The sequence below is a fragment of the Klebsiella sp. D-Nf1 genome (assembly GCF_002810515.1).
In the GTDB taxonomy this organism is placed as follows: Bacteria; Pseudomonadota; Gammaproteobacteria; order Enterobacterales; family Enterobacteriaceae; genus Klebsiella; species Klebsiella variicola.
This window is the reverse complement of the sequence record NZ_PIOK01000009.1, coordinates 65,233-89,124: the sequence shown is the minus strand read 5'-3', so window position 1 is coordinate 89,124 and position 23,892 is coordinate 65,233. Positions and strand designations below refer to the sequence as shown.

The 23,892-nt window shown below is 52.0% G+C and carries 15 protein-coding genes; all 15 read right to left on the bottom strand.

Annotated features, from left to right (window positions below):
- Positions 1-38: 38 nt before the first annotated feature.
- Complete coding sequence (locus tag CWM54_RS29085; protein ID WP_100698839.1) at positions 39-12,173, bottom strand: phage tail tip protein; 12,135 nt, start codon at positions 12,171-12,173, stop codon at positions 39-41.
- Positions 12,174-12,189: 16 nt separating this feature from the next.
- A complete protein-coding gene (locus CWM54_RS24790) occupies positions 12,190-12,801 on the bottom strand; it encodes a tail assembly protein (RefSeq protein WP_004109814.1) in 612 nt (203 codons plus the stop codon).
- Positions 12,789-13,586, bottom strand: a complete 798-nt coding sequence (locus tag CWM54_RS24785; protein ID WP_004109817.1) for a C40 family peptidase — start codon at positions 13,584-13,586, stop codon at positions 12,789-12,791. The genes CWM54_RS24790 and CWM54_RS24785 overlap by 13 nt, the downstream gene beginning before the upstream one ends.
- A complete protein-coding gene (locus CWM54_RS24780; protein ID WP_100698837.1) occupies positions 13,579-14,277 on the bottom strand; it encodes a phage minor tail protein L in 699 nt (232 codons plus the stop codon). The genes CWM54_RS24785 and CWM54_RS24780 overlap by 8 nt, the downstream gene beginning before the upstream one ends.
- An 86-nt stretch (positions 14,278-14,363) precedes the next feature.
- A complete protein-coding gene (locus tag CWM54_RS24775; protein WP_004109823.1) occupies positions 14,364-14,699 on the bottom strand; it encodes a phage tail protein in 336 nt (111 codons plus the stop codon).
- A 43-nt stretch (positions 14,700-14,742) separates the two neighbouring features.
- Positions 14,743-19,275 carry a tape measure protein gene (locus tag CWM54_RS24770; RefSeq protein WP_100698835.1) on the bottom strand — a complete coding sequence of 1,511 codons (4,533 nt, stop codon included), beginning with the start codon at positions 19,273-19,275 and terminating at the stop codon, positions 14,743-14,745.
- Positions 19,276-19,282: 7 nt separating this feature from the next.
- Positions 19,283-19,507 carry a hypothetical protein gene (locus CWM54_RS24765; protein ID WP_014342129.1) on the bottom strand — a complete coding sequence of 75 codons (225 nt, stop codon included), beginning with the start codon at positions 19,505-19,507 and terminating at the stop codon, positions 19,283-19,285.
- Positions 19,508-19,632: 125 nt separating this feature from the next.
- Positions 19,633-19,950 carry a hypothetical protein gene (locus tag CWM54_RS24760; protein ID WP_004109835.1) on the bottom strand — a complete coding sequence of 106 codons (318 nt, stop codon included), beginning with the start codon at positions 19,948-19,950 and terminating at the stop codon, positions 19,633-19,635.
- Between the two features lie 61 nt (positions 19,951-20,011).
- Entirely contained in the window at positions 20,012-20,758 is a 747-nt protein-coding gene (locus CWM54_RS24755; RefSeq protein ID WP_004109839.1) for an Ig-like domain-containing protein, read from the bottom strand.
- A 67-nt stretch (positions 20,759-20,825) separates the two neighbouring features.
- The gene (locus tag CWM54_RS24750; RefSeq protein WP_047066294.1) at positions 20,826-21,218 is read right to left on the bottom strand and encodes a minor capsid protein; all 393 of its coding nucleotides are present in this window, start codon (positions 21,216-21,218) and stop codon (positions 20,826-20,828) included.
- Position 21,219: 1 nt separating this feature from the next.
- Positions 21,220-21,693 carry a hypothetical protein gene (locus CWM54_RS24745; RefSeq protein WP_021313126.1) on the bottom strand — a complete coding sequence of 158 codons (474 nt, stop codon included), beginning with the start codon at positions 21,691-21,693 and terminating at the stop codon, positions 21,220-21,222.
- Entirely contained in the window at positions 21,684-22,028 is a 345-nt protein-coding gene (locus CWM54_RS24740; RefSeq protein WP_004109848.1) for a hypothetical protein, read from the bottom strand. The genes CWM54_RS24745 and CWM54_RS24740 overlap by 10 nt, the downstream gene beginning before the upstream one ends.
- Before the next feature lie 97 nt (positions 22,029-22,125).
- Entirely contained in the window at positions 22,126-22,959 is an 834-nt protein-coding gene (locus CWM54_RS24735) for a hypothetical protein (RefSeq protein ID WP_100698833.1), read from the bottom strand.
- Entirely contained in the window at positions 22,959-23,393 is a 435-nt protein-coding gene (locus CWM54_RS24730; RefSeq protein WP_023279433.1) for a hypothetical protein, read from the bottom strand. Before CWM54_RS24730 ends, CWM54_RS24735 begins: the two co-directional genes overlap by 1 nt.
- 47 nt (positions 23,394-23,440) lie before the next feature.
- Complete coding sequence (locus CWM54_RS24725) at positions 23,441-23,869, bottom strand: Ig-like domain-containing protein (protein WP_100698831.1); 429 nt, start codon at positions 23,867-23,869, stop codon at positions 23,441-23,443.
- Between the last annotated feature and the right edge of the window lie 23 nt (positions 23,870-23,892).

Below are 23,892 nucleotides of genomic sequence, written 5' to 3'. Positions count from 1 at the left end.
GTTACTACTAGCGGTGAAAAGCCGCCTCCATTTAAATTTTACGCCCAGGAGCCGCTCGACCGGGTCATGAGAGCAAAGCCGCCGATATAGTTATAAATTCCGCTCCCCTCCACCGTAATTTCACACCTGACATTTTGGTCAGTTACGCCGGACAGTGAACCTACCGCTGGGATGTAACGTGTAGTAGCGTTAGATGCGGCCGAGCCAACGCTAAACTCGGAAACCTTAACCCCCTTAATCCAGACCTTGATCTTTCCAACGAAATTTACATCGCATGCCACTGTGCCTGATACAACGTATGTTTTTGTTCCGCCGACTGAACCAGAGTCATAATGAGTGATGTCTGGCCTTACGCCTTGTTTGAATACTCCAGCCGAGCAAATATCACCAACAAATCGGCTTGCCTGCACGGTTCCTCTGAAAACCCCATCAGTAGCGTCAATGGTGCCTTTGAAAGAACCGCTTTCTGCTTCAACATGTCCTCGGACAATGGCGTTGTGGAACTGAGAAGAACCATCCTTTCCGACACGCCAGCCCTGAGATCCGTCTACGAAGTTGTCAGACCTAATCTCACCACCAATTTTCGCATTGGTGATCGAGCCATCTTTAATGACAGCGGCATTAATATACGCAACGCCATTTTCGATAACGAAAGGTGTAGTCGTATTTCCATTAGAGGTATTGATTAAGCCGAAGCGATCAGCCTGAACCAGAAACTGGCTCTGCAAATTTTTGCCATCGATACCTAAAGCGATACCAGCAGCATACTTTTTACCGTTGCTGTTGGTTTCCATTTTGACCATCCAGGTACTGCTAACGTTGCCGTTTTCAACAACCGTTTTCTTCAGCTCCTGCAGCTCGGCTGACTGGCCTCCTACCTGAGCTGTCAAATTCGTCTGCTGCTGAGACAGTGCGCTTATCGTTGTGGCCTGGGTCTGCTGAGTTGACTTAATTGCCGCCAGAGAGGTGGTGGCGTTATTCAACTCCGTCTGGTTTTTGATGTTTGCCGATGCCTGCGCGTCAATTTGCGATTGCAAACTGGTGTTCAGCGACGACTGCGTTTTCTCGTTGTTGGTGATGGTCTGCGCCATCTGATCAACCTTCGAAGACGCATCATTCACCTGGGACGTCAAAGAGGACAGCTGAGACGCATGGGATGTCACCTGCCCTTCCACATTGGTAACACGTGAGGTAAGGCTGGTGAGCGCGGATGCGTTCGCATTAGCCGAATCCTGTGCCTCTTTTGCGTCCGTGATATCGGTGACAACTACATCATCGATATACAGATCATACCCCGGCGTACCGGCGCCAGTTGCTCCGCGGGTAGAAATCCAGAATACGCCGCGAGTGTGGCCAGTCGCTACACGGAGCGTGCCTGTGAATTTCTTCCAGGTTCCTCTGCCCCCCAACGAACCTTCAGTGATGGTGATCGCCGACGGCCAGTTGTTATTGTTGGCAGCGTTTTGGGTCTGCAAACCAACGATTGTTGACCACCCGGATGATGGCGACTGATCTGCCGGCATCATCGCCCAGAGTTCAATGCGGAATACCGCATTTTCTCGCAGAGCAATCCACTTACCAATGGATTTATCGCTATTTCCGCCCTCACCGGCGCCGCGGGAAACACGCAACGACTTCGTTCCGCTTCGTTTCTGAGAGCTGACGACGACCGCACGCGAGCCGCTGATCTGCTGGTTTTCGGAGTACGTCTCCAGAGAACCATCAAACCACGGGTTACTACCCATTGCCTGAACAGTGCTCAAAGAGTTTTTGAGCGAAGTTGTCTGGCTGCTCTGGGTTTCAATTTCTTTCTCGTTCTGCGTGACGCGATTCGTTAATGCCGTTAACGCAGCCGCATCAGCTTTCTTCGAAACATTTGTGTTTGTGGTCGCAAGGTCATTCTTAAGTTGCGTAACCTGGCTGCCCTGGCTGGTGATGTCATTCTCTGTCTTGGTCACACGACTATCGAGCTTAGTGATCGCGCTCGAGTTCGCCTGAGTTTCAACTGAGTCGGTCACATCAACGACGTAAAAATCATCAAAGTACATCGCGCCGGCTGACAAGAAAGCAGTGAACTGAACGTCAGCAAGGACATCCTTTGTCGCCTTCCATGTCCAAGACACCTCCTGCCAGTTAGAGGTGAACGGGCCATAAGCCTTACTTGCAATCAGGCCAGTACCGTCAGCCACACGGAATTTTGTGTTGTCAGTCGACTGAATGGTGGTATTAGGGTCCTGCTTTGCCCAGATACCAATTTTGTACGACCGATCCTTTTTGAAGGAGATCTTCTGGCCCACGCCTGCAGAACCACCCGCCGCCAGTTTGGCGGCTTTGGTGCCAAGATGTGGAACCTGCAGCGTTACCACCGTGGCAATCCCGCTCCAGCCTGTATAGCCCTCCGTACCACGCTCAAAAGACGGGTTTACGATCAGGTTCCCGGGGATCTGGCTTGCTGCATCCACGCTGGCGTTACTGGACGCAAGGCTGTTTTCCAGCGCCGTTGTCGAGGAGCTCAGGGAGTCAATATTATCTCCCTGGGTCTTCACTGTGTTCTGGAGCGTTGTAATTGCAGATGCGTTCGCATCAGCCTTCATCATCACACCGCCGGCGGCGCCCAGTCCCATCATTACCCCGTTCACAAACTCGACTGAGGTCGAAATGTGGGCGGTGCCGTCGCCACCGGTTGGCGCACGCAGTTCCAGACCATCGCCAGGCTTCATGCCTTTGCGGCCAAGGAGAATGTAGGCACCACGATACGGCAAGGAGTTGACGACTTCGGATGTACCACCAAGAGATTCCAGAGCAGACAATATCTTACCTCGGTTGCCAGATGGCTCATCGAATGTCAGGACGCAAACGTAAGTGCCACTGGCCAGCGCCTCGATATCAGCCGACATAGTGGCGCCATTATTCGCGCTGCCAAAAACATCGTATGTTTTGGAGGTCGCAATCACCGTTGATCCGTCGCTGTGTTTTGCAAAAGTGACCAGCGCCCAGCTGCGACCAGGGGTAAACAGGTTCTTGCCGCTTTCATCAAAAACCCCAGGAGTTACGCTGTTGCCATTCCCCCGTGCAGTGACAGTAAACACAGTGCGACGGTTCATCGAGGCCTGCAGGCTGGTAATGCTACTGTTCGCCGCGGTTAAATCGCCCCCCTGAGATGTCACCGTGTTCCGGAGATCCTGCAATGCAGAAGCATCAGCCTTCTTGGCAATGTTGTTTTGAGCTGTCGATAACCCGTTTTCCAACGATGTGGTGCGATTCCCGATAGAGCTAATGGAAGTGCCCTGCTGATTCACTTTCGTTGTCAGCGAGTCCACAGCCGACGCACTGGCACTATCAGACGGAGACTCGTTCCAGTCGGAAACAACGTTACCTACCTCAAATTTCGGACTGTTGATGTACACCGTCTGGTCTTTGGAGGTATTGCTCTCGATACGACACAGAATCAGGCGCTTGGTACTTGTGGTAGGTGTCTGTTTCCACTTAACCCAATAGCGGGCCCATGAAGTGGTCAGCGTGAACTGCGCACGGCCATCACTGTTGTTACCTTTCGCACCCTGGCTGGTCTCGATAGACGTTGTGGTGTTCGGATTGTAGAAGAACGCCGTCATCGTCTGGCCGGCAACACCACCTTTCGCATAGAAGCTGTAAACGTACTCACCTGCATCGACCGGCGACTCAAGCGTGATTTCCCGCAAATCCCTGTAACCGGAGCCGGCTTTTACAGTTGCGCCAATTACCGAGTTACCACGATACGTGTCGCTGGTAACGTTCGACCAGCCGGTCATATCGCCAGAGTTCTTGATCAGGTTTGTACCGCCAACAGAAATGGCATCAACCTTGTTGTTCAAATTCGTGACAGAAGAACTCGTTGAGTTAATGTCTTTTTCGGTCTGGGTAACACGGTTGGTCAGTGCCGTCAGAGCATTGGCGTCCGCTTTTTGAGCAACGTTTGCATTTGTTGTTCTCAAATTATTCTCAAGATTGGTAGTACGTGTACCAATGCTGGAGATATTCTCCCCCTGCTGATTTACCGTAGAGGTCAGCGAATCAACCGCTTTCGCCGTAGCATCGAGAGAATCCTGAACTTTGGATGAGTCGGTTACGTTCCGCAGATGCCAGTCGGTCACATACCAGACGGTGCCGAACGGGCTGGACTGGTTGATTTGCAGGAATGGACGGAAGAAGCCGCGATCGACAATTCCCTGATTAATTTTGAAACGCCAGGTTACTCGCTGCCATGTGGCCGACGCCTTGCGGTTGCCGCCAGATGACAGAGGCGCGCCCACGCTGCCGCTTGGCCGTGTTGCGGTTCCGAGATACAGGTTGAAATCAGCGGAGCCGGTGCCACACGCGACGAGAGCAGACATTTCAAAGACATCCCCCAATGTCGCCGGAATAGCAGCAAAATTTGGGTGATGGTCGCGAGCCGCAATGCGTGCAACATAAGCGTATGGGCAATTGGCTGGCACGCCCTCAGACGAGCTGGAAACCACAGTGAAGCCCATCTGACTAAACTCTGGGTCAAATGTCGGGTTGCTAATCAAATCGCCACTTGTCGCATTCCCTGCGCGTACAGATGAATTAAGCGCAGTGATACTGCTATTCGCGGAGGATAAGCCCGACTCTGTTTGATCGACGCGCCCGGACAACACGCTTAAAGCGCTCTGATCCGCTTTTTTACTGACGTTGTTATTGGTCGTTGCCAGGTCATTTGTCAGTTTGGTGATGCTGTTACCCTGACTGGTGATCTGGTCACCCTGTTGGGAGACGGTCGAGTCCAGTGTCGAAATCGCATTAGCGTTAGCATCTGCTGTACTTTGCGCATTGTAGGCATCAGTTACTTCGGTAATGACCAGGTCATCAATAAGGAATGAGTTTCCCGCCTTAACGCTGCTAACGTTAGGAATAGAAATCCTCACCATTGCCTGCTTAATACCGCTCTTCGTTGATTTCAGGTAACCAGAAACCTTCGTCCATTGAGCGGTAGACAGATCTTTCGCCGCTTTGGTTACTGCTGGCCACTGCCAGGAGCTGTCCTGATACTGGAGCGACAAGCCAATGGAGATCTGCGCATTCTCGGCCATAGCGGTGCTCTTGGCATCCAGCTTAACCCAGCATTCCATATAGAAGACTGCGTTATCGCGAACCTGGAACCCGCTGAAAATGTGATTATCGCTGTTATCAGTTGCGTTAGCGTTGTAATCATTCGGACGCGTCACACGGATGCACTTATTTCCACCGTGCGAGTCATCAGTGGTCACGATAACGCGATTATTTGAGAGATTGTGGCCAACCGCGTAGCTTTCAAAAGTGCCATCAGGAAGCAGATTAGCGCCGCGTTTGGATTGCTGGCTCAGAGAGCTGCTAAGCGACGTAATGTTGCTGTTCGCCGCCGTCAGACCGGACTCCGTCTTCTCTACCCGACCTGTCAGCGTAGTGACTGCCGACTGATCGGCCTTTTTCGCGATGTTTGCGTCAGCGGCCTCGAGGTCATTGGTCAACTTAGTGATGCTGTTGCCCTGGCTGGTGATCTTGTCACCCTGCTGTGTCACCGTGCTCGACAATGTAGACAGCGCATCGCTATTAGCCTTGATCTTCACCTCATCCGTGATATCAAAGACCTTAAAGGTATCAACCCAGATTTCGGCATTAGCCGGGTGCGCGTAAAGCTTAAAGTTCTGACCATCAGCGTTAGAGGCAGTAAGCCCAGTTTCCCAAGTAATGGTCTGCCACTCACTGGTGAGTGTGACGTTTTTATCTTCATAATTGCTGTCGGTCTGGCCGATTTTATTCTGGCGCCGGATCAACATGTTCATCGCCCCGGACACGCCCTTGGCTTTAACCACAACACGATATTTGCGCTGACCATTAAGCGGCAGCGGCTTGTTATTGTTGGAGAAAATGCCTGGGCTGGTAGTGGTCGTCCGGTTCAGCTTAACCCCAGCCTTACCATCACCGAAGTTGCCGAAAGCGACGCCAGCCGGATACTGGATATCCCACGCAGTTGCACCCTGCAGGAAATCGTAGTTCGGGATCAGGTTGTCACCGGCGTTTCTGGCAGCGGTCAGGGTGTTATTCAGGTTCGTGATGCTGTTACCCTGGCTGGAAATCGTATCCCCCTGCTTGGAGACCGTATTTTGCAGCGTAGACAGCGCCTGTGCATCTGCCTTATTCGCCAGATTAGCGTTGGTCTGTTCGAGGCTGTTTCGCAGATCAGTAACGCTCTGCGAGGTGCTCGTGACGCGATCACCTACTGTGCTGACGTTTGAGGTGACGGCGCTAATGGCATTCGAAAGCGCGTTCATCCCAAGAGCAGAATTCAGCTGGGCTACTTTCTCGGACAGTTTAAAACCGAGGTTAATGTAAGCCTGACCAGTCCATTGGTTCACCAGGAACTCAACCGTGCTCCAGCCAGCTTTCAGATCAAAGCTAACCGTATTCCAGCTCGCATTACCAAAGGCAGCCCTAACACCGTTCACGTACACGGCGCCCGTATCATCAAAAACACGAGCCCCTGGTGCCATAGTGATGGTGGTATCAGCATTGACCTTCACGAAGGCTTTGTAATGCGCGATCACGTAACTGCCGGCGCTCGCAAAGTCCAGTTTTGCAGCGTCAGGAACCTCCTCGATCGAGGTTGGCGCCTTACCGTTGATATCGCTAAAGGTCGGCTCAATAGTGCTGTTTGCCAGTTGTACGTTGTATACGCTACGCACCCACATGTTCTGGCGGCCGTTAACTATCTGGTTTGACAGCGAAGTGATGCTGTTGGAGTTAGACGTAATGTCTTTTCCCTGCTGGGTCACGGTACTGTTGAGGGTTGATAACGCATTGGACGTCGCATCAATCGCCTTCTCATTGCTCACGTCAACGCAGAAGACGTCATCGAGATACATATAGCCGGAAGCGACACTTGCGCGCAGAGACACAACCACGCTCGCGGTTTTGGCTGGCGTATACTCGCCGCTAATAAGCGCCCAGTTAGTCGACAGCCCGGCGCCAGTGATCGGGATATCCTTTATCGGCGTCAGATCTGCGTTTCGAAGGCTAATTTTGTTGTTGCCGGCATTATTGATCGCGAAGTCAGCGGATTTGCGAACCCATGCGCCGATACGATAAGTCTTGCCGGCCTGCAGCTCGACCGTTTGGTTGCAGCCCGAGTCACCGCCAGAGGCCAGTTTGCCCGCCTGGATGATGTATTTACCCGATTTGGGGTTCTGGGCCTCCAACAGAGTCCAGCCGACATACTCCCAACCTTCGAAACCACGTTCAAAAGAGTTGTTTTTGAGCATGTTGCCGATGATCGCTTTCGAGGCATCCGCATCAGCATTGGCGTTATCCAGCGAATTTGACAGGCTGGTGATGCTCTGGGACTGGCTGGAGATCTGATTTTCGGCAGCAGTTACGCGGTTTGTCAGATTAGTCACAGCTGAGGCGTCAGCTTTGTTCTTGATGCTGTTCTGCATCGAAGTGATCTGCTGCCCCTGGCTGGTGATGGTGCCCTCAACAGACGATACCCGAGAGGTCAAAGCATTGGTGGCACTGGCGTTCGCCTCAATCGCCAGAGCATCAGTGACGTCAACAAAACCAACATCATCGAAGTACTGAGAACCGGTTTTGAGAGAAGACATGATCGATACGTCAACTTTACCGGTCAGCGTCGCCTTCCAGGTATCAGAGACCTCCTTCCATGTTTCATCTTTGGGCAGATTCTCCGGGCGGATCGGAATCTCTTTGAGCAACGTGGCCGCGCCAATACGCAGTTTGTTGTTGCCGGGGCTGCTGATCACCGCATCAGTGGTGCACCGCACAAAAGAAGACAGCTTGTATGTCTGCCCTTCGACGACGCTTACAGATTGCGTGATTTGCACCGTGCCGGCGGCGCAAACAAGAATTTTGCTACCAGAATGGGGCGCACTCGCCTTGATAACACTGGATACGCGGTTCCCTGCAGACCACCCTGCCAGGTCACGCTCAAAGGAGGCGTTAACCAGCAAATTGCTCGGGTTGCTTTTGGCAGTATCGGTATCGCTCTGGATATCGCTCAGCGAGTTATTCAGGGTGGTGATGCTTTCACTCTGGCTGCTAAGGGTTTTATCCTGCTGGGTTACGGTCGACTGCAGACCCGTGATCGCCTTGCTATTCGCAGATACACCAGACTCAACACTTCCTACGCGATTATCCAGCGTAGACAATGCCGCCCCTTGTGATTTAAGGGTGTTGCCCTGCTCTTCGACCTTCTGGGAAATTGTCTGTACCGCACTGGCATCGGCCTTCTGGCCAAGGCTTGTTTGCAACCCGGTAATCTTGCTTGCCTGGGAAGCTTGTTCAGTGGACAGCGTATGCAGCTCTTCTGCAACAGAGGCTTTGTTTCTGTTGAATTCAGTCTGCAAGGATTCACGCGCACTCGCTTCCGCAGCATCGGCGGTGATACGAGCATTTTTCTCCTGATAGATCAGACCGGAGCGAATGTCGTCCAGATTTCCGCTTTCAGAGGAACCCCGGATTTGTGCAGCCAATGTGCTGCGCGCCTGCGCTTCGGCGGTATCCGCATTCGCACGAGCCTGCTGCTCTTCCTGTAACGCGGCCATGCCTGCGCCCGGCGTCGGTCGACCGACGGCGATCCAGTCGAATAACAGGTAATTGTCCGCATCCTGACCTGAAGTGAAATCGAAGCGGAAACGACGAATCGTTGTCGAATCTCGCCACTCAATGTCGTGCAGGGTCAGAATCGCAATACCCTTGTCATCGTATTCCGGCTCACTGATAACCACTGAGCGACCAGCATTCCAGCCGGTTTCATCAGCGCCAATCCAGAACATTTTGGCGTTCCAGGTTGGGTTGCCAACCTTTTTAATGCGCATCTTAATGAAACGATAAGCATGGGCATCGATCGTCAAGCCGTTAGGGGAACGACAGGTTGAGGTCGGATTGTTCGCTTTCAGCCAGCCATCGCTGGTGACGCTCATTGGCGTGTAGCCATTATCATCTTCCGTCCAGCCTTCGGCGTCCTGGTCGAAATACCAGATTTTCAGAGAGTCGAACTGTTCTCCTGTGCCGGCGGCAATCTGCGAGATCTGTCGCGCGAGATTTTCGTCACCGGAGGTCACAACCTCAGACAAGCTATCGATAGAGGTTTTCAGCTCATTCTTCGTGCTCAGCAGTTGGTCGGCCGCTTGTTTGGCTGCATCATTAACATCTGCAATACGGTCATTAGTCTCTTTCTGAATGGCCGCAGTCAGATCTTTGCTGGTCTGGGACAGCGACGTTGTCAGTGATGACTGCGCATTCTTAATCTCCTGCGACAGAGCAGCGTCGCCGTCTTTAATAGACTGTTTTGCAGCTTCAATTTGGCTGTTTACGTTGGAGATGTTGGTATTGATCGTCTGGTTGACCGTATCGATATTGTCGACAATTGTCTGATTGACGGTATCAATGTCCTCTTTCAGCGACTGATTGACAGAGTCAACCTGCGCCTTAATTTCGGAGGAGGTTTGCGCAAGGTCGTTTTCAACTTGCTGAATAGACTCGTTGACTGAGTTCTGAACCTCGCCAATGGCGTTGTCTACCGCCTCCTGAGTGGCTTTGCTGTCGATTTCGTCGAGCAGCTCCTTGCCGAGTTCAGAAGATGTGATCTTGTCTTTCAGGAAAGACAATACGTCGCGAGTGGTGGCCTCTGTACCGAGGTTCGAGTTCGGCTGGCCTACCATCCCACGTTTGTTTACCGCACGAATCCAGTAATACCAGGTCTCGTTGTCACCCAGGCCAGCGTGAGTGAAAGTCGTTGTGGCGGCCTGAGCAATGAGTGTTGCGGTGTCCAGCTTATTTGTTTTGGACGCATACACGTTGATCTGCGCGAGGTCGACTGAATCAGGGTTAACCCAATTCAATACCACGTTACGATAATCCCCCACCGCGGTCAGTGATGTGGGCGCCCCTGGCGGCGTCATCGTGCCTTTTACCTGATAGACAGCAGTAATGATCTCGGATTTTTTGCCGCCGAAGGAAACGGAATACAGCTGGAAGTCATATCGCCCATTTTCGGCAACATTGACGATTTCATATTGTTCTTCCGTGGCGCGGGCAGATTGCCAGTTGGAGACGTTGCCCTCGTCGGAGCGGCGCCAGCTGACCCAGTATTCTGGTGATTTACCTTCCCAGGCAAGCATCAGCTTCACGGACAAGTTGCCCGGACTGGACAGATAGGTGCCTTCTGAGATGACCAGATTGCTCGGTTTGGAATATGTGGGATCAAGAACCGTCGTATTTTCTGGAACGAGCGCGGCCCCGCTATCAATCGCCTGGTACTTAGATGCATTGTTCTGCACCACCGTGATATCAAACGACCCCGGGGTTTCACCTTGCGCGATAGCGACAACGCGCGCCCGCATTGGAACCAGGTCTGGTTCGGTGATCGTCCAGACGCCATTCGCTACTGGTTGATCGGCTGTGGCCAACGCCGTCTTGAAGGTAACTTTAGTGATGTTGTCGCCGGTCTCGTTGATGTCTCGCTCAACGATTTTGCCTTCCTGATTGATGATACGGATGAAGCTACCGCTCTTTTTCAGAGAGACAGGTGCATCGAGGGTGATGCTGTTTTTGGTGAAAGAGACAATGCGACCGGAATTGCGTTTGCCGGCACGATATTTGTTCTGGATCAGAACGGTTTCGCCCGGCATCAGGAACGAGGCGTCCAGGCCCGCGGTAAAGGTGATCATGTCTGACTCCATACGCGCGGTATAGAGCAGCCACAAACCTACACGATGAGCCTGACCACGGCTGGTGCATCCGAACGCAACGGCCTCGGTCTTGCGCTCCCCGTATCGGGCCATCGCTTCCTGATCTTCAACATACTCAACGTTCTGCTTATAGCCGTCTTGTTTGTTGTTATAGGTAATCAGCGCAACGGACGGCCGGTCTTTTCGAGCAGAGCCTTTATAGGTAAACAGGCCATCTTTTACGTTTGCGTTGGTAAACAGCATGACAGGGTCAGACGGGCTGTCCTGCATGATATTCACCATGCCACCAGCCCAGAAAACCATGCCACGGAAAGCGCCGGCAATATCCTGAATCAGACGATAAGCGTCCTGACGACTGGTGATCTGGGTGTTGATTGCAAAGCGTTTTTCTTTGCCACCAAAGCCATCATCAACCTCTTCGTCGCAGTAGCGACCGATCTGATAAAGCTGGCCGAGGTCAATCATTGACTCCGAAACAAATTTGCCGAGGCCGTAACGAGCATTGGTCAGCAGATCGAACAAAATCCAGGCAGGGTTGGAAGACGACAGAAGCTTAAATGTTCCATCCCAAACGCCGTTATAAGTGTTCGTATTTTCATCATAATTCGAAGGCACACGGATTTTGAGGCCACGGATAAGATACGAACGTGACGGCATAGAGCTACCAAACTGCTCAGAGTTAACCTTGAGGCCAACCAGAACGGAGTTCGGGTAGTTCATTGGGGTGTCAACGATCTCACCGATAGAGTCGACCCAAGTATCGTTAAAGAGATACTGATCGTTGCTGTCGGCGGAGAGACGAAGCACGCGCACTTTATAGGCACGCCCAGGCTTTGGAAGCTGTATTTCGTAACTGCGGTAGTAGACACCAGTCTTTTTCGCAGTCAGCGTCACGTCAGAGCTGCTCTCACCTGTAGCAATCACGTCATAGAAAGAGCCATTGCCGTTGGCCAGCTGGAACTTAAACTGGACCGAAGTACCGTTTGTGTCCCCTGTTTTCTTGTCAATGCTACGCAGCGACGGGAACTTCATGATCACTCGGACACGATCAGCGTCGTCGTTATCGATGGCGACCGTAACCGCGTTTGTGGTTTTCAGCTGTGTGTTAACGGCCTTTGGCGTTTCGACAAAATCGAAACCAGGCATCGGGCTTTGGTCTTGCGAACCATCCCGGAAATCCCAGGTTACACCGGAATAGTTGAATGATCCGTCTTCGTTCTCCAGCGCCACGCCATCGATGAAGATAGATTTAGCGCCGTTAATCAACCCGCCAACAACACCTTCCCCGAGCAGATCGAGGATAGACGCCATGGCCCGCGAATTAACGGTATCATCCGCTTCAACTGGTGTCCGGCTTGAGCCTGAGCTCTTTTTGCCGCCCGCTCCCGCAATCAGGAGTGGCAATCTCTTTTTCTTGAACTGATCCATGTTCAAAAAACTTCCCTTACAGTTGGTCTATGGTGATTGAAGAACTCACAATCTGTGAGCCAACTAAAATTTCCTCGCCGAAATTAAGCTGAACCGGGTTTCCCTGGTTGCTGGTGTTTTGAGGCCCATCGAAGTAAAACGAATCCGTGTTATCCGCCTGTCTGACAGACGCATTTGATGCCTGCGGCGAAATCAGCATGGACACACCGCCCATCATCAATGACATCCCTCCCATCACCAGCGCGGAAGACGCACCAAAAGTCAGCCCTGAGGCCAGAGCGCCGACAGCGATCATCGCGGCGCCCACGAAAGTCTGGAACCACCCAAACGCCTTACCACCGCTGCCACGTGGTACGGGAGTAATGCGGATTTTTGCGATATTTTCCGACTCGCCCATCATCTGGTATTCGGTGTCGTCCATTGACCACTTGTGGCCCTGCTTATTTGTGACCTGGATGTGGTACTTATCGAAGTGGTTACGGTTACGTTTAATCCAGGCTTTAAAGCCCGGGCGATTCGCCTCAATCAAATCGATGGCTTGTTTGGTGTTGCGCACCTTCAATTTCCAGTGGCGGCCAAAGTTCTTTGCCATCGCACCGCCGAGCTGAACATGAACTAATTCAGACACGTCTCGTCTCCCTTGAGTAAATCCCTGTGACGCAGGTGATGCGTCGTGTGCTTCTGATACATCCCACCGTAATAAGCCCGACAGCTGAGACGGTCGATCTGGTGATGCATGATCATGCCGTCGCCGATGTATACCGCGCAGTGATCTGGCATTTTCCCGTACTGGATGAAGAAGATGTCGCCGCGCTGGGGTTCCGTCCCCGGCGCCATGCGGACAAGTCCTTCATTTCGGTAGTTCTGGTCGAGGATGTCGTTGTCCCCCGTGTACCAGGAAGGAATATGCAGGTGGGCGTTTGCATTCAGCTCAACGTCAAATTCACGCTTTAGGTAATCGCGGCACAGCATCCAGCAATCAAACACACCGAATACGTATGGGCGCCCGAGGTAGGGCATCTCAAAACCACACGGATAAATGACGTTCATTTCGCTAAAGTGGAATGGCATATCGCTTTCCACATTTTTGCGAATTGCCAGAATCATCCACGGTAGTTCCGTCGCCTCGCACCCAGAGCGATCCGGGTCTGACGCCTCTGCGCTGCGCTCAACGTGAGAGTGCCAAATAGCGATCACTTCCCCAGCATCTTCGGCCGCAATAATGTCGCTGGCACGCATGACAAAATCCTCACGTGGCGTTTCAGAGACATTCATCGCTTCCATAAAGCGATATTTCTCACCCTGTGTGCGCACCAGAAAGCCACACGCTTCATTCGGGTAACGTTGGATAGCGCAGCGATAGATATCCTGCATGACTTCTGAGCCCAGCTCAGGTAACGTCTGGTTACTCATATCGTGTCGCCCCAATAAATCCGCCAAAATGAATAACGCCATGCGCGAAGTAGTTGCGACGAGCATTACAGGCGTCGTAACGCTTGGTGCAGTAGTCGGCGCCGGCCAAAGAGGTTTGCTGGTTGTTTTTGTCGAAATAGGGGCCGGTGTAGCCACACTCTGTTCCGCGATATTTCCACGGGCAGCTGTTTTTGATGATCTGACGATACGGCAGTTGAACGCCCATCAGATCTAAGACGCTGGACAGCTCGAATTCGACATACTGGTGCGTCTCCAGGGTCTTCTGTTCGACGAACCACATTTCATCAGCAAAATGCTGACTTGGGTCTGCGGTCGGGTTTCCATCCGGAAAGTTCACCGCGTCCAGAAAACGTGCCAGCGTCATCTTGCGAATGATTTTGCAGCCAATCAGATCGTCATTGGCCTGCAGCTCGGCAGAAATTACACCGTCGTAGTTGGAAACCTGAATCTTTGGACGAGGAAGTGTTCCCTGACCGCTTTTATCAAAGCCAGACGCTTTAATTGGCCACGGCTCATAGGAAACTCCCTGCCAGACAATTGGCTGGCTAAGCCCGTTGGTGCCGGCATGGAAATACAACTTGCCGCCGGAGGTTGTCACCGACATATCCAGCTCGAACAACTCAATGAGCGCAGAAGGCGATAAACTCTGAATATCAGCTCTAATACCCATCACTTCATCCTTGAAAAACTCAACGTCACATCCTGTGACGTTGATATATAATAATAGATAAGTACTTACTTATCTATAGTCGCAAATTAAGACTCAAAAACCTGTCTAAATGTTGCCGTAAGCACTTGATAACCTGGGTAACGCTTTACCGTATGGCTATCACATACCACGATAATTGCTTTGCCTCTTGGGTTAGTCCAAACGAATGACTCCACCCCTGCGCGGGCAGTCAAAAAGTCATCAACGTCGTTTACCACGTCATGGCTACGGGTGAACGTGAGAGACCACTCTTCTTTAATCCGATTGAGCCCCTGCGACTGGCGCTGCTCGTAATCATCGCCGTAGTTCAGCACGGTCACGTTAGGCTTTACCGTTTTCTCAGACTCATAATCTGGATACCAATTAAATACTTTCCTCGACATATCACTTCCTTGTGATGGCCGCCCGCTAAGGCGGCCGGCTTTACTACCCTCTGGTGGTATGCGGATTAAGTGAACCACCAGAACGTTTCTCTTCGGCAATCGTCTCAAGCACAATCGACTTAATTTGCCGCGCTGCACCGTTCCAGAGATTGCTCTCGCTTCCACTGCTGCTCTCGCTGGTTCGTCCATCCTTGGTCACATTGATCTGAATTGAGACAGGGGACACCGCGTTACCCGTGCTCTTTCCAGCCGACTCTGCAGAAAGTGTGACTGGAATGGTTCGACCATCTGGCAACGGAACGTAAGCCTCGTTCATTGAGCCCTCGCCAAACATCGCCAACTGTGGTGAGGTGGCAATTCCGCCTTTCTGATAAGCTCTCAGAGGCACAACCCCTTCCCTGCCAAAGATGCCGCCATTAGCGTGCTTCTTCACATTTGGCTTTGAGCCTGATGGCGTCGAAGACCCAGCCCAAGCGGACACTGCGGTACTGGCCAGTGACAGACCGAAATTCAGCCAACGGCTGGACGAACTCGACGACGAAGCACCTACCATGGCGAATGTTGCTGCCAGTGCCCCCGCCGCGGTAGACAGATTCCCCATACTGAGGATGCTGCTGTTAACCGCTTTGGTTTGATCTTTCGTAGCGTCAGTACCGGTGAACAATGACTTAGTCCAGTCCCAGACGCCATTCACCGCCTGACTTAAACCACTGGCCGCATTCTGAGACGCTTGCCCCATCGAATTCACGCCGGAGGCTGTCTCCTTGGTGGCCTCGCCGACAGATTTATCCCCATTGGCCACCGACCCACCAGAATTACCTAGCTGAACCCCTTGATTAGCGATCGCAGACGCTACGCCATTCATGAGATTTCCACTTTGTGCATTGCCGGCGTTTGTCGTTCCCATTCCCAACATATTCATGAGAGGCAGAGTGATCTGGGTCTTCACGACCATGTTGGTGATGTCTTTAAGGATCGATGTGGCCAGACTGGAGAAGCTCATCTTCCCGTTAACAACAAAGTCAGTAAACGTGTCGGTTAAGCCGCTAAACAGATCTGTCCAGGTGCCCTCAATCTGCTCAGCCAGGTTCTCATACTCCAGAGCCAACTGCTGGGTCGCTGTACCTGTTTGCTTAATCAGCGCATTGTTGCCAGCGGCCACCAGCTGATTAAGCTGCTTGTTGTAAAGCGAGATGATTTTCGGGTCAGTCGCCTTATCACGCAGCTCGATCAGCGCCTTAAGATTGCGATTGTAGGTATCCGAAAACTCGGCAGCCTTCTCCTCATGGCTTTGCATCAAGCCTGCGCTGATAATCGAATCCGATTCCGGCGCCCAAGCGCTGATCATTTGCTCGACGTTGCGGCGATTAAACATTTCACGGTATTCGGGGGTAGCGTTCCTCAAATCCGCGAGACGTTTTTTGGCCTGGTCAACCATCTCCTGCGAGATAAACTCGTTAGGCGTGGCGTTTGCAAGATCGGTTAGTGACTTGGTGACATCACGCAGCGACTGATCAAACGACACAGTAGCCTTTGAACTTTCGCCCATTTGCCCCATGAGCTGATCAGCTTTATCCAGAGCCTTCTGGTAGCCGGCAGCCAGCTTCTGTTGCGCTCTTTCCTCCCTTTTCGCGGCGCGTTCAGAGGCATTCGCAGTACGCTTCCCTGCCCTCTCGGCAGCAGCGGCATCTTGTTCACGAGCTTTGGTTAATGCGGCTATGGCGGCTGCACGCTCCTTCTCGCTCATCTTTTCCAGAGAAGATGCGGTTGAGGCTTTCTGCAGGTTAAGCTGAGTTTTAAGCTGCTTCGGCCCAATGATAGGTTTTCCTTCAAAATCCATCATTGGTGTGCCATCAGGCAGCGTTCGCTGGTAAACCGCAGAGTCCATCTGGTTGCGCATGTACTGCGCGAGCGCTTTGTCAGCGCCTTTGTCGCTGGTGCCCAACCCAAGCACTGTTCCTTGGTTGGTCTTCACGCCCTTCCCGGTTTTCGCCGCGTTATCGCGTTCAAACTCAGCCTGTGTCAGTTCCTGAGCAATCGTCTCCAGGTGTTCCTGATAGCCGCGAATACTGCCCTGCAGCTTCTGTACCTGTTCTGTGTTTCCTTCTTGTTTCGCCTTTTCCAGCAAATCGCTAAAATGTGCGATCTGCTTTTCAGTTGCGGTCTTACGCGATGATAAAGAGTCGACAAGTTTCTGGGCCGGCTGCAGATAAGATTTGTTTACTGTCTCTCGCAGCGGCGCAAGCAGCTTGCTCTTCTCATCATCGGACAGTGTTTTGTCGTCATTGATCTTCTGGATTTTGTCCAGTGCCTCCTGACGAGCTTTAACAAACGTAGCGGAGAAGAGCTGATTATCTGCCCGGATTTTCTCGATCTGGGATTCAGCAGCCTCTTTCGCCAGACGTTTGGATACAGCGCCATCCCCCAGCGCGATGGTGTCAGTGGTTCTCTTGTACTCTTCCTGATTTTTCTTCAGTCGAGCCTCAACAACCTCTTTAGACTCCTTAACGGCAACAGGGCCGGCGACAGTGGAAATGTAGTTCACACTTTCGCCAGTTTTAAGCGCTTGCTGATCCCGCTGAATTTGCTTCTCTAGCTGCGATGCGCGCTCCGCCATTTGTGCTCGCTTGGCTGCCGTCATCGCTTCGGGGATTTTGCGAATCTCCTCAACAACTTTGGACGTTTCGTTGCGAAGCATGGTCATGTAGGTGATCAGCCCGGCAACAGCCACTGTTGCAACAGTAAACGCAGCACCAATCGGGTTTGCTGCGATAAACGCAGTGAGCCCAGCGAATGCCCCTTTCAGCCCCGTAATCGCGCCACGAATGGCAAAAATGAGCGATGGGATTGGTGCCAGTCCCATGCGTGCAGCACGATTGAAACGAGTGACTGCCGTCGCTCCCAGCGTGAATGGTGTCTGGATTACAGTGGACATTTTCATGAAGGTGGAAAGCATCTGGCCGCCGGCGCCGACAACACCTAAAATGCCCGCTCTGAGCATTTTAAATGCCACCATTCCGGCGACAATTTTGCCCAGCGTAATAACCAACTCCTGATTCTTAGCCAACCATTGCGCCAGCTCGCGCAGGCCATCAATCGCGGTGGTAAGCCCCTCTCCCAATGAATTAGCGAACGAAATGCCTTCTGCGCTGTTCATTACGGCCGACAGCTCTTTCATCCCCTTGGTCAGAGAGTCAAGGTACCCAGCCTGACCCACTCGATCGGCAAACAGAGTGAAAGAGGTTTGCAGCTGCGCCAGCGCACCGGTGTAGGTTTGCATCATATCTTTGGCGGCATTTTCGTTTTCCGCACGCAAACCAACAAACATCAACGAAAGAGCCTGTTTCGCTTCAACGGTCCCACTGGATACGGCTTTGGTTAGCTCCCCCATCGTGATACCGGCCGCATCTGCCATGGCCTTCATCGCATTTGGAACCGCTTCACCCAATTGCTGGCGGAGCTCTTCCATCGACACGACGCCCTTACCAGACATTTGCTGGACAGCCACCGCCGCTCGCTTAAGCAACTCACTATCGCCACCAAAACGTGCGACTGAGTCCACCAGTGCCTTTAACGAACCATCAGTGGGATCGAGCCCAGCAGAACGGAATTTCACAAATGAGTCGGTTAAGGCCTGCATCGCAAATGGGGCGTTTTTCGCCATATTCACGATATACTGCATGTCTTGAGCAGCGGCTTCTCCAGGATTGACTTTATCCTTGTTCAACCCACGCAACATGACACGCATACGCTGCATCTCGGCCGCAGCCTCTACGATCGGCTTCTGCCAACCAAACAGGATGTCAGTGACCGTTCTGGCCGCATCCCCAATTTCCCCCAGAAGGAAAATATTGCCGCGTAATCCAGAAAAGACGCCATTTTCACGACTGCCACCGCGATGGGACGCAGCGGTAAATCGATCAGCGCCACCTCCGCTGCCTCCCCCACCCGTTGTGGTTGTTCTAACCCTGACTGGACGGCTGATCAGCTGCTGGCTTCGAATAACGCCATCCATCTGATCTTTGACTTTTTTTAACCCCTCGGCCGCCTGGCTTGTCGTTGTTCCCCAATTGCTCAGACGCTTGCTGGTCGCATTTAGTCTGGTGTTCATTCCACCAAGAGAAGTAGTGGCACCCTTGATCTCAGTGTTGAATTTACCGGCATGGTCTCCTGCGTATTTAACCCAATCAGAAAACTCATTGAGTTCCGACTGAACCTTCCGCAATGAGGCCAGGAACTTGTGCGTAGACGATGTGGCTGAATCAACGCGATCTGTGAATGTCCGCAAATCAGTGCTGATAGCGGACAGTTCACGTTGTGCCTTTCGAGAGGTGTTGGAAACGAGCTCAAAACCGGCAGCTACGTCCTGTAGTTTGTCTGCCGTAGAATTGAGTCTGGTTTCAAGAGCGCCAAGAATGCTGGAGACCGAACCCAGAGAGCGCTCGAGGTTTTTAATTTTTTGAGCCGGTTTGGTAGCCCGCTCGCCAAATTTGGTAAGTAATTTACCCGCCCGGTCGATTGACGCCGTAAACTGTTTGTCTTCCAGCGACAGGATAAACTCTACGTTTTGTGACATTCCCTTGTCATCCTCTGCCAAAAATTTGCATCAGCTGCTCTTTGGCGTCGGGGTCTGCCTTATCCATATGCGGACGGTAGACTTTATCAGTAACGACTGGCCTTCCAATCCTGAGTTGCAAACCCTCCATGAACGCCTTAACGCCATCGCCATCCGCTTGGGCGACGCGGGCGACCTGCAGATTGCGGACATCCTCTTCCGCTCGCAGACGATCGATATTGCGGCTGAGCATCCAGAACATGGTCAACGGGACACTCAGTAGCTCTATTGGCGATACGGCGTAGTGAGCAACTACACGACTGAAATAGAATCCGAGATCTATCGAAACGGTCTTTACCCCGGATTCATCGCGGGATATTACTTTGCCCCTTCGCCAGCCGCTTTTTCGTTCTCTTCATCAATCACTTCCATGGCGAAAGTGAAGATCTGCTGGAGTTGCTGGACAGTCAGTTTTTCCAGAACGGAGTCAGGTACTGACGGAATGACTTTGCGTACCAGTTCTGCGTAGGCAGTTACCTGGTCGACGGGAGACATATTCATGAGGTCTTTGTCTTCCATCTGCTTGATAGAAACAAAGAGGCCGACGGTCATTTCAACGATGGGATATTCTTTGCCACCAAATTTGATGCTTTTTTTCGGCGGCAGAATGGAGTCGAGATCGAGTAATTTGGTCATGGTTAAAATCCTTTTAAACTCATACAGAGGCCCATCCATGGGCCTCTTGGGTTATCACAATTTAGCTTGCGGCAGTTACAGAGACGGCTTTGGTCGCCTTCTTGGCGCCGTCATTAGTTGTGAAGGTGATATTGGCTGAACCGACAGCTTTACCAGTTACCAGTCCGTTCTGATCTACGGTCGCTTTATCAGTCGCATCAGAGCTCCACACGCCAGTCTTATTGGTTGCATCGGCCGGGGTAAAGGTTGCGCTCAACTGAACTTTAGCGCCCACTTTTACGGTCGGTGAAGACGGGGTCAGCGTGACGCTCTCAACCGGCTTTGGGAGGCTCATTTTCCCCAACACGCCAGCGTCGTCCGGGTAAGCGGAAAACTCAACTGAGAACACGCGAACGTCGTCAGACTGGTAGGTCATGGTGAAGTTACCCGCGGTTGCTGCTTTAGGGATGGTCAGAACATAATCCGTCGCATCCTGCGGGGTCAGCACCAACTCTTTCGCAACGTCGATCAGGTTCACTCCCTGCGCAGACGTGATGGTTACGGTATCTTCGCCAGAACTCAGCGTGGAACCTGGCATCAGATCGACCATGTTTTTCAACACGGATTCAGCCAGCGGCGCAGTAATGGTGATGTTGCGGCCCTGGATCAGCTCGGAGATCGTGGTCTGGCCCAGCTGGTCTACGGTCACTTTCAGCGTTTCGGTTGCGATTTCAACCTGAACACCGCCTTTGGTGTAACCCAGATCCACGCCACCAAACGACACCTTGCAGGCGCCAAGCTTGATGTTTTTAACATGGGTATTGGACATTATTGGAAAACTCCTTTTTCCGTTAAAACAGTGTCACTCCGACACACAATAGTAAGTATATACTTACTTATTTATTCAGTTCAATAAAGTACCCGGCAAATTCAAGTGGAATCCCCGTTTCAATAAGCGATCCGTCATTTATTGGGTACGTTATTGGCATCGCCATCGGCCTAACCATTTTGAAGAATACCCCGTCAGACTCAACGTTGCTAACAGGAAGGATGTCCATGATTTCGTTAGCCATTTCAACAGATTTTGTAATACTCGCATTGCGAACTACTATCGTGAATGAGTCGAAGTAAAAACCCTGCAAATCCGGGTCGATGGCTATGCCTGTATTGGGATTAATCAGCAAGATGCCAGACTTAACTTTTGCTGGCATGTAGTGACAGAAAATGTCCGTCCCTACTTTTCCAAGTCCCTTTTTTTGTATCAATTTTGCGAATGCTTCTACAAACACGTCAACCTCGCGTAAATCCTGCTTTTCTGGCAGCTTCCAAGATCGTCTGCGAAAATTGCTTTTCGCTGATCTGAGTCGCTCGCTCAAGGAAATATGGGCCCACTTTAGGTTTCACGCCGGCGACAGGAGGGTTAGTAACATTCTTCATACGAGACAAATAACCAAGACGGTACTTACCAAGCTCCATGTATTTGGCATAGTCCCCCACCTCAACGCCTGGATGCCCTTCGCGCTGCTTTGCGCCTGAAACGGAAAGCTCAATACGAAGCCCCGCGTATCCTTCTTTTACAACCCGCGCAAAAATGGCGCTCTCCAGCGATCCTGTTTCAAGCGGGGCCATGGCTCGTGCCAGTCGTTCAACCAGACGCGCCAGCTTTTCCATGTCCCTGATTAGATATCGCTTGAACGCTTTCTGGCTGTTATTAAGTCTGGCGCCGGCACGCTTAAACTGGTGTGCGTCATATTTCAAACCCATATATTCGCCCCCAGCTCAAGATGCCCAGGGCGGCCACGTAGTCCCCATCGCCGATGTACGCTTGAGACCTTCAGCTTCTGTCCCTCCAGCACAAGAACGTCGTCGAGTTGAACAGCGGCTTCAAGTGGAACAATAAGTACTGCGTCAAACAACTCCAGCGCCGCCTTTCCGCGGCTTCCAGAGCTATCTGCCCTGACGGACGATTTTTCATTGCTCTGTTCAAATTTAACGACGCCTACTTTCGTCTTCCTGACGAACTGCAATTGCGCTTCACCGTAGACGTTTTTGGAACCAAACCGGTAGATCGACAATTCGGCTTGCCACGAAATATTCATCCACTCTCCTTGTGTGAAGTCGTCGCACTCATTACCAGGCGGAGGCGCGGTTTCCCGTCTTTGGCCTGTCGACCAGAAGTAAAGAGTACGACGTGTGTTACGCACGACGAACAATCATCCGATTGTTGATGTAGCTAATAAGCAATCGCCAGGTGCTGCGGGCCACACGGACATTCGCCACTTTGCTTGTGCGGTACATGTTGGTTGTTTCACCGATAGATTCAGACAAAATGCCGTCTTCACGCGCACTCGCAATATCGTTGCCATTGGCGATCTCGCATGCCTCATTAACGGTGGCCAGAAGCAGCGCCTCTTTAAAGTAGTCTGGCAACTCCGCAAACTGCTCCGAAGTGATCCGCTCCCAGTCCACCAAATCCTGCCGATACACACCGTCACCCCCCCAAGGAATGTCATAGACATTCAGCATGTTTTGGGGACGGTCATACCGGTCGAAATCGATGCGCATGATCCTCCGGATAGAGAAAGGTAAGGTTTTGATTCGCCGTGTCGCTTCGATTAGCCGCTTGCGCATCAAACCCTCCCCATCAGCCAGCAATGTATCTCCATTGATCATATCAATGGCCTGCATTTGAGCATCGGCTACGGTGGCAAACGACTGACCCGGGACGGATAGTTCAAAGCTATTAAGCAGCACATACATCTGCCGCTCTTCGTGGGTTAGCCCACCCGCTGTGGCCTTCACGATGACGTAGCGCAGATCACGCTCTTTTTCGACCAGCTGGTTATGCTCTGCTGAGATCACAACCGGTATAGACATTTGGCCTTCTGCAATATCGAGAGGCTCTTCGTCCACAAGTGTTGTGCCTGCACTATCTCGCACCGTATAAGAGGCGGAGTCGATATCCAGTACGTTAAAGGCGAAGGTCAGAGACACGATGTCTCCGCTACGAAACGTGTCGATCAGAGCCATCACTCACCGCCTTGTGCTTTCAGGATGCCCTCGATCATTTCAACAATGCCCTTCGCTTTCACGCCAAGCGTGTTGCCGATCTGGCGCAGGCCGGCGATACCTTCACAGTCAGCAATGGACTCCAGCTCTTCTCGGGTGAAGCGCTGCACATGTTTTGTCTCCTCCTTCGCGACGCCACGTTTCATAGGGACAATATCAGGGGCCGTAGGCTCCACAATCTGATCGGCCACCAGCTCGTTACGATTGCTGAAGGCAGCTGATGGAGAGACATTTTGCCCATCAATCGTTTCGGCACGCATTGAGGCGCAGATCCGCTGTTGATCGAGGAATGGCAGCTCTGCTACAGAAATGCCGTCTTTAAAGTAAACGCCGCACAGGATGCCCGTGTATCCAAGGAACTGAGGTTCCAGAAGATGAATTTTTGCTGGTTTCATGAGTTTTCCTCTGAACAGGGTGGCCAGAGCCACCCCTTGTTACTGAATCAGGCTGCAGCTGCTGTAACTTGAACAGTTGCGGTTGCTTTATGGCTGCCGTCTGCGGTCGTGACTTCAATTGTTGCAGTCCCTTCTGCAACGCCGGTCACGAGACCAGTAGCCGCGTCAACCGTTGCAAATTCAGCATTTTTCGACACCCAGGTAACTTTCTTGTTGGTAGCACCAGCAGGCGCCACGGTAGCCGTGAGTTGAACCGTTTTTTTCACCTCCACCGATGCCGACTTAGGACTTACCGACACACCAGTAACAGCGACAGTGGGCTCCACCGGAACCGCTCGCATAGCTGCGGTGATACGGTTCTGCATGCGCTCGTTTACTGGATGATCGGACACCGATTTAGTGAAAGAAGTACGGAACATAACCCCCGTAAAGTCGGTGAAGGCCTTTTCAGTGATCTTCACTTTTTTTTCTGACATATATCGCTCCTATAAAAAGGGCG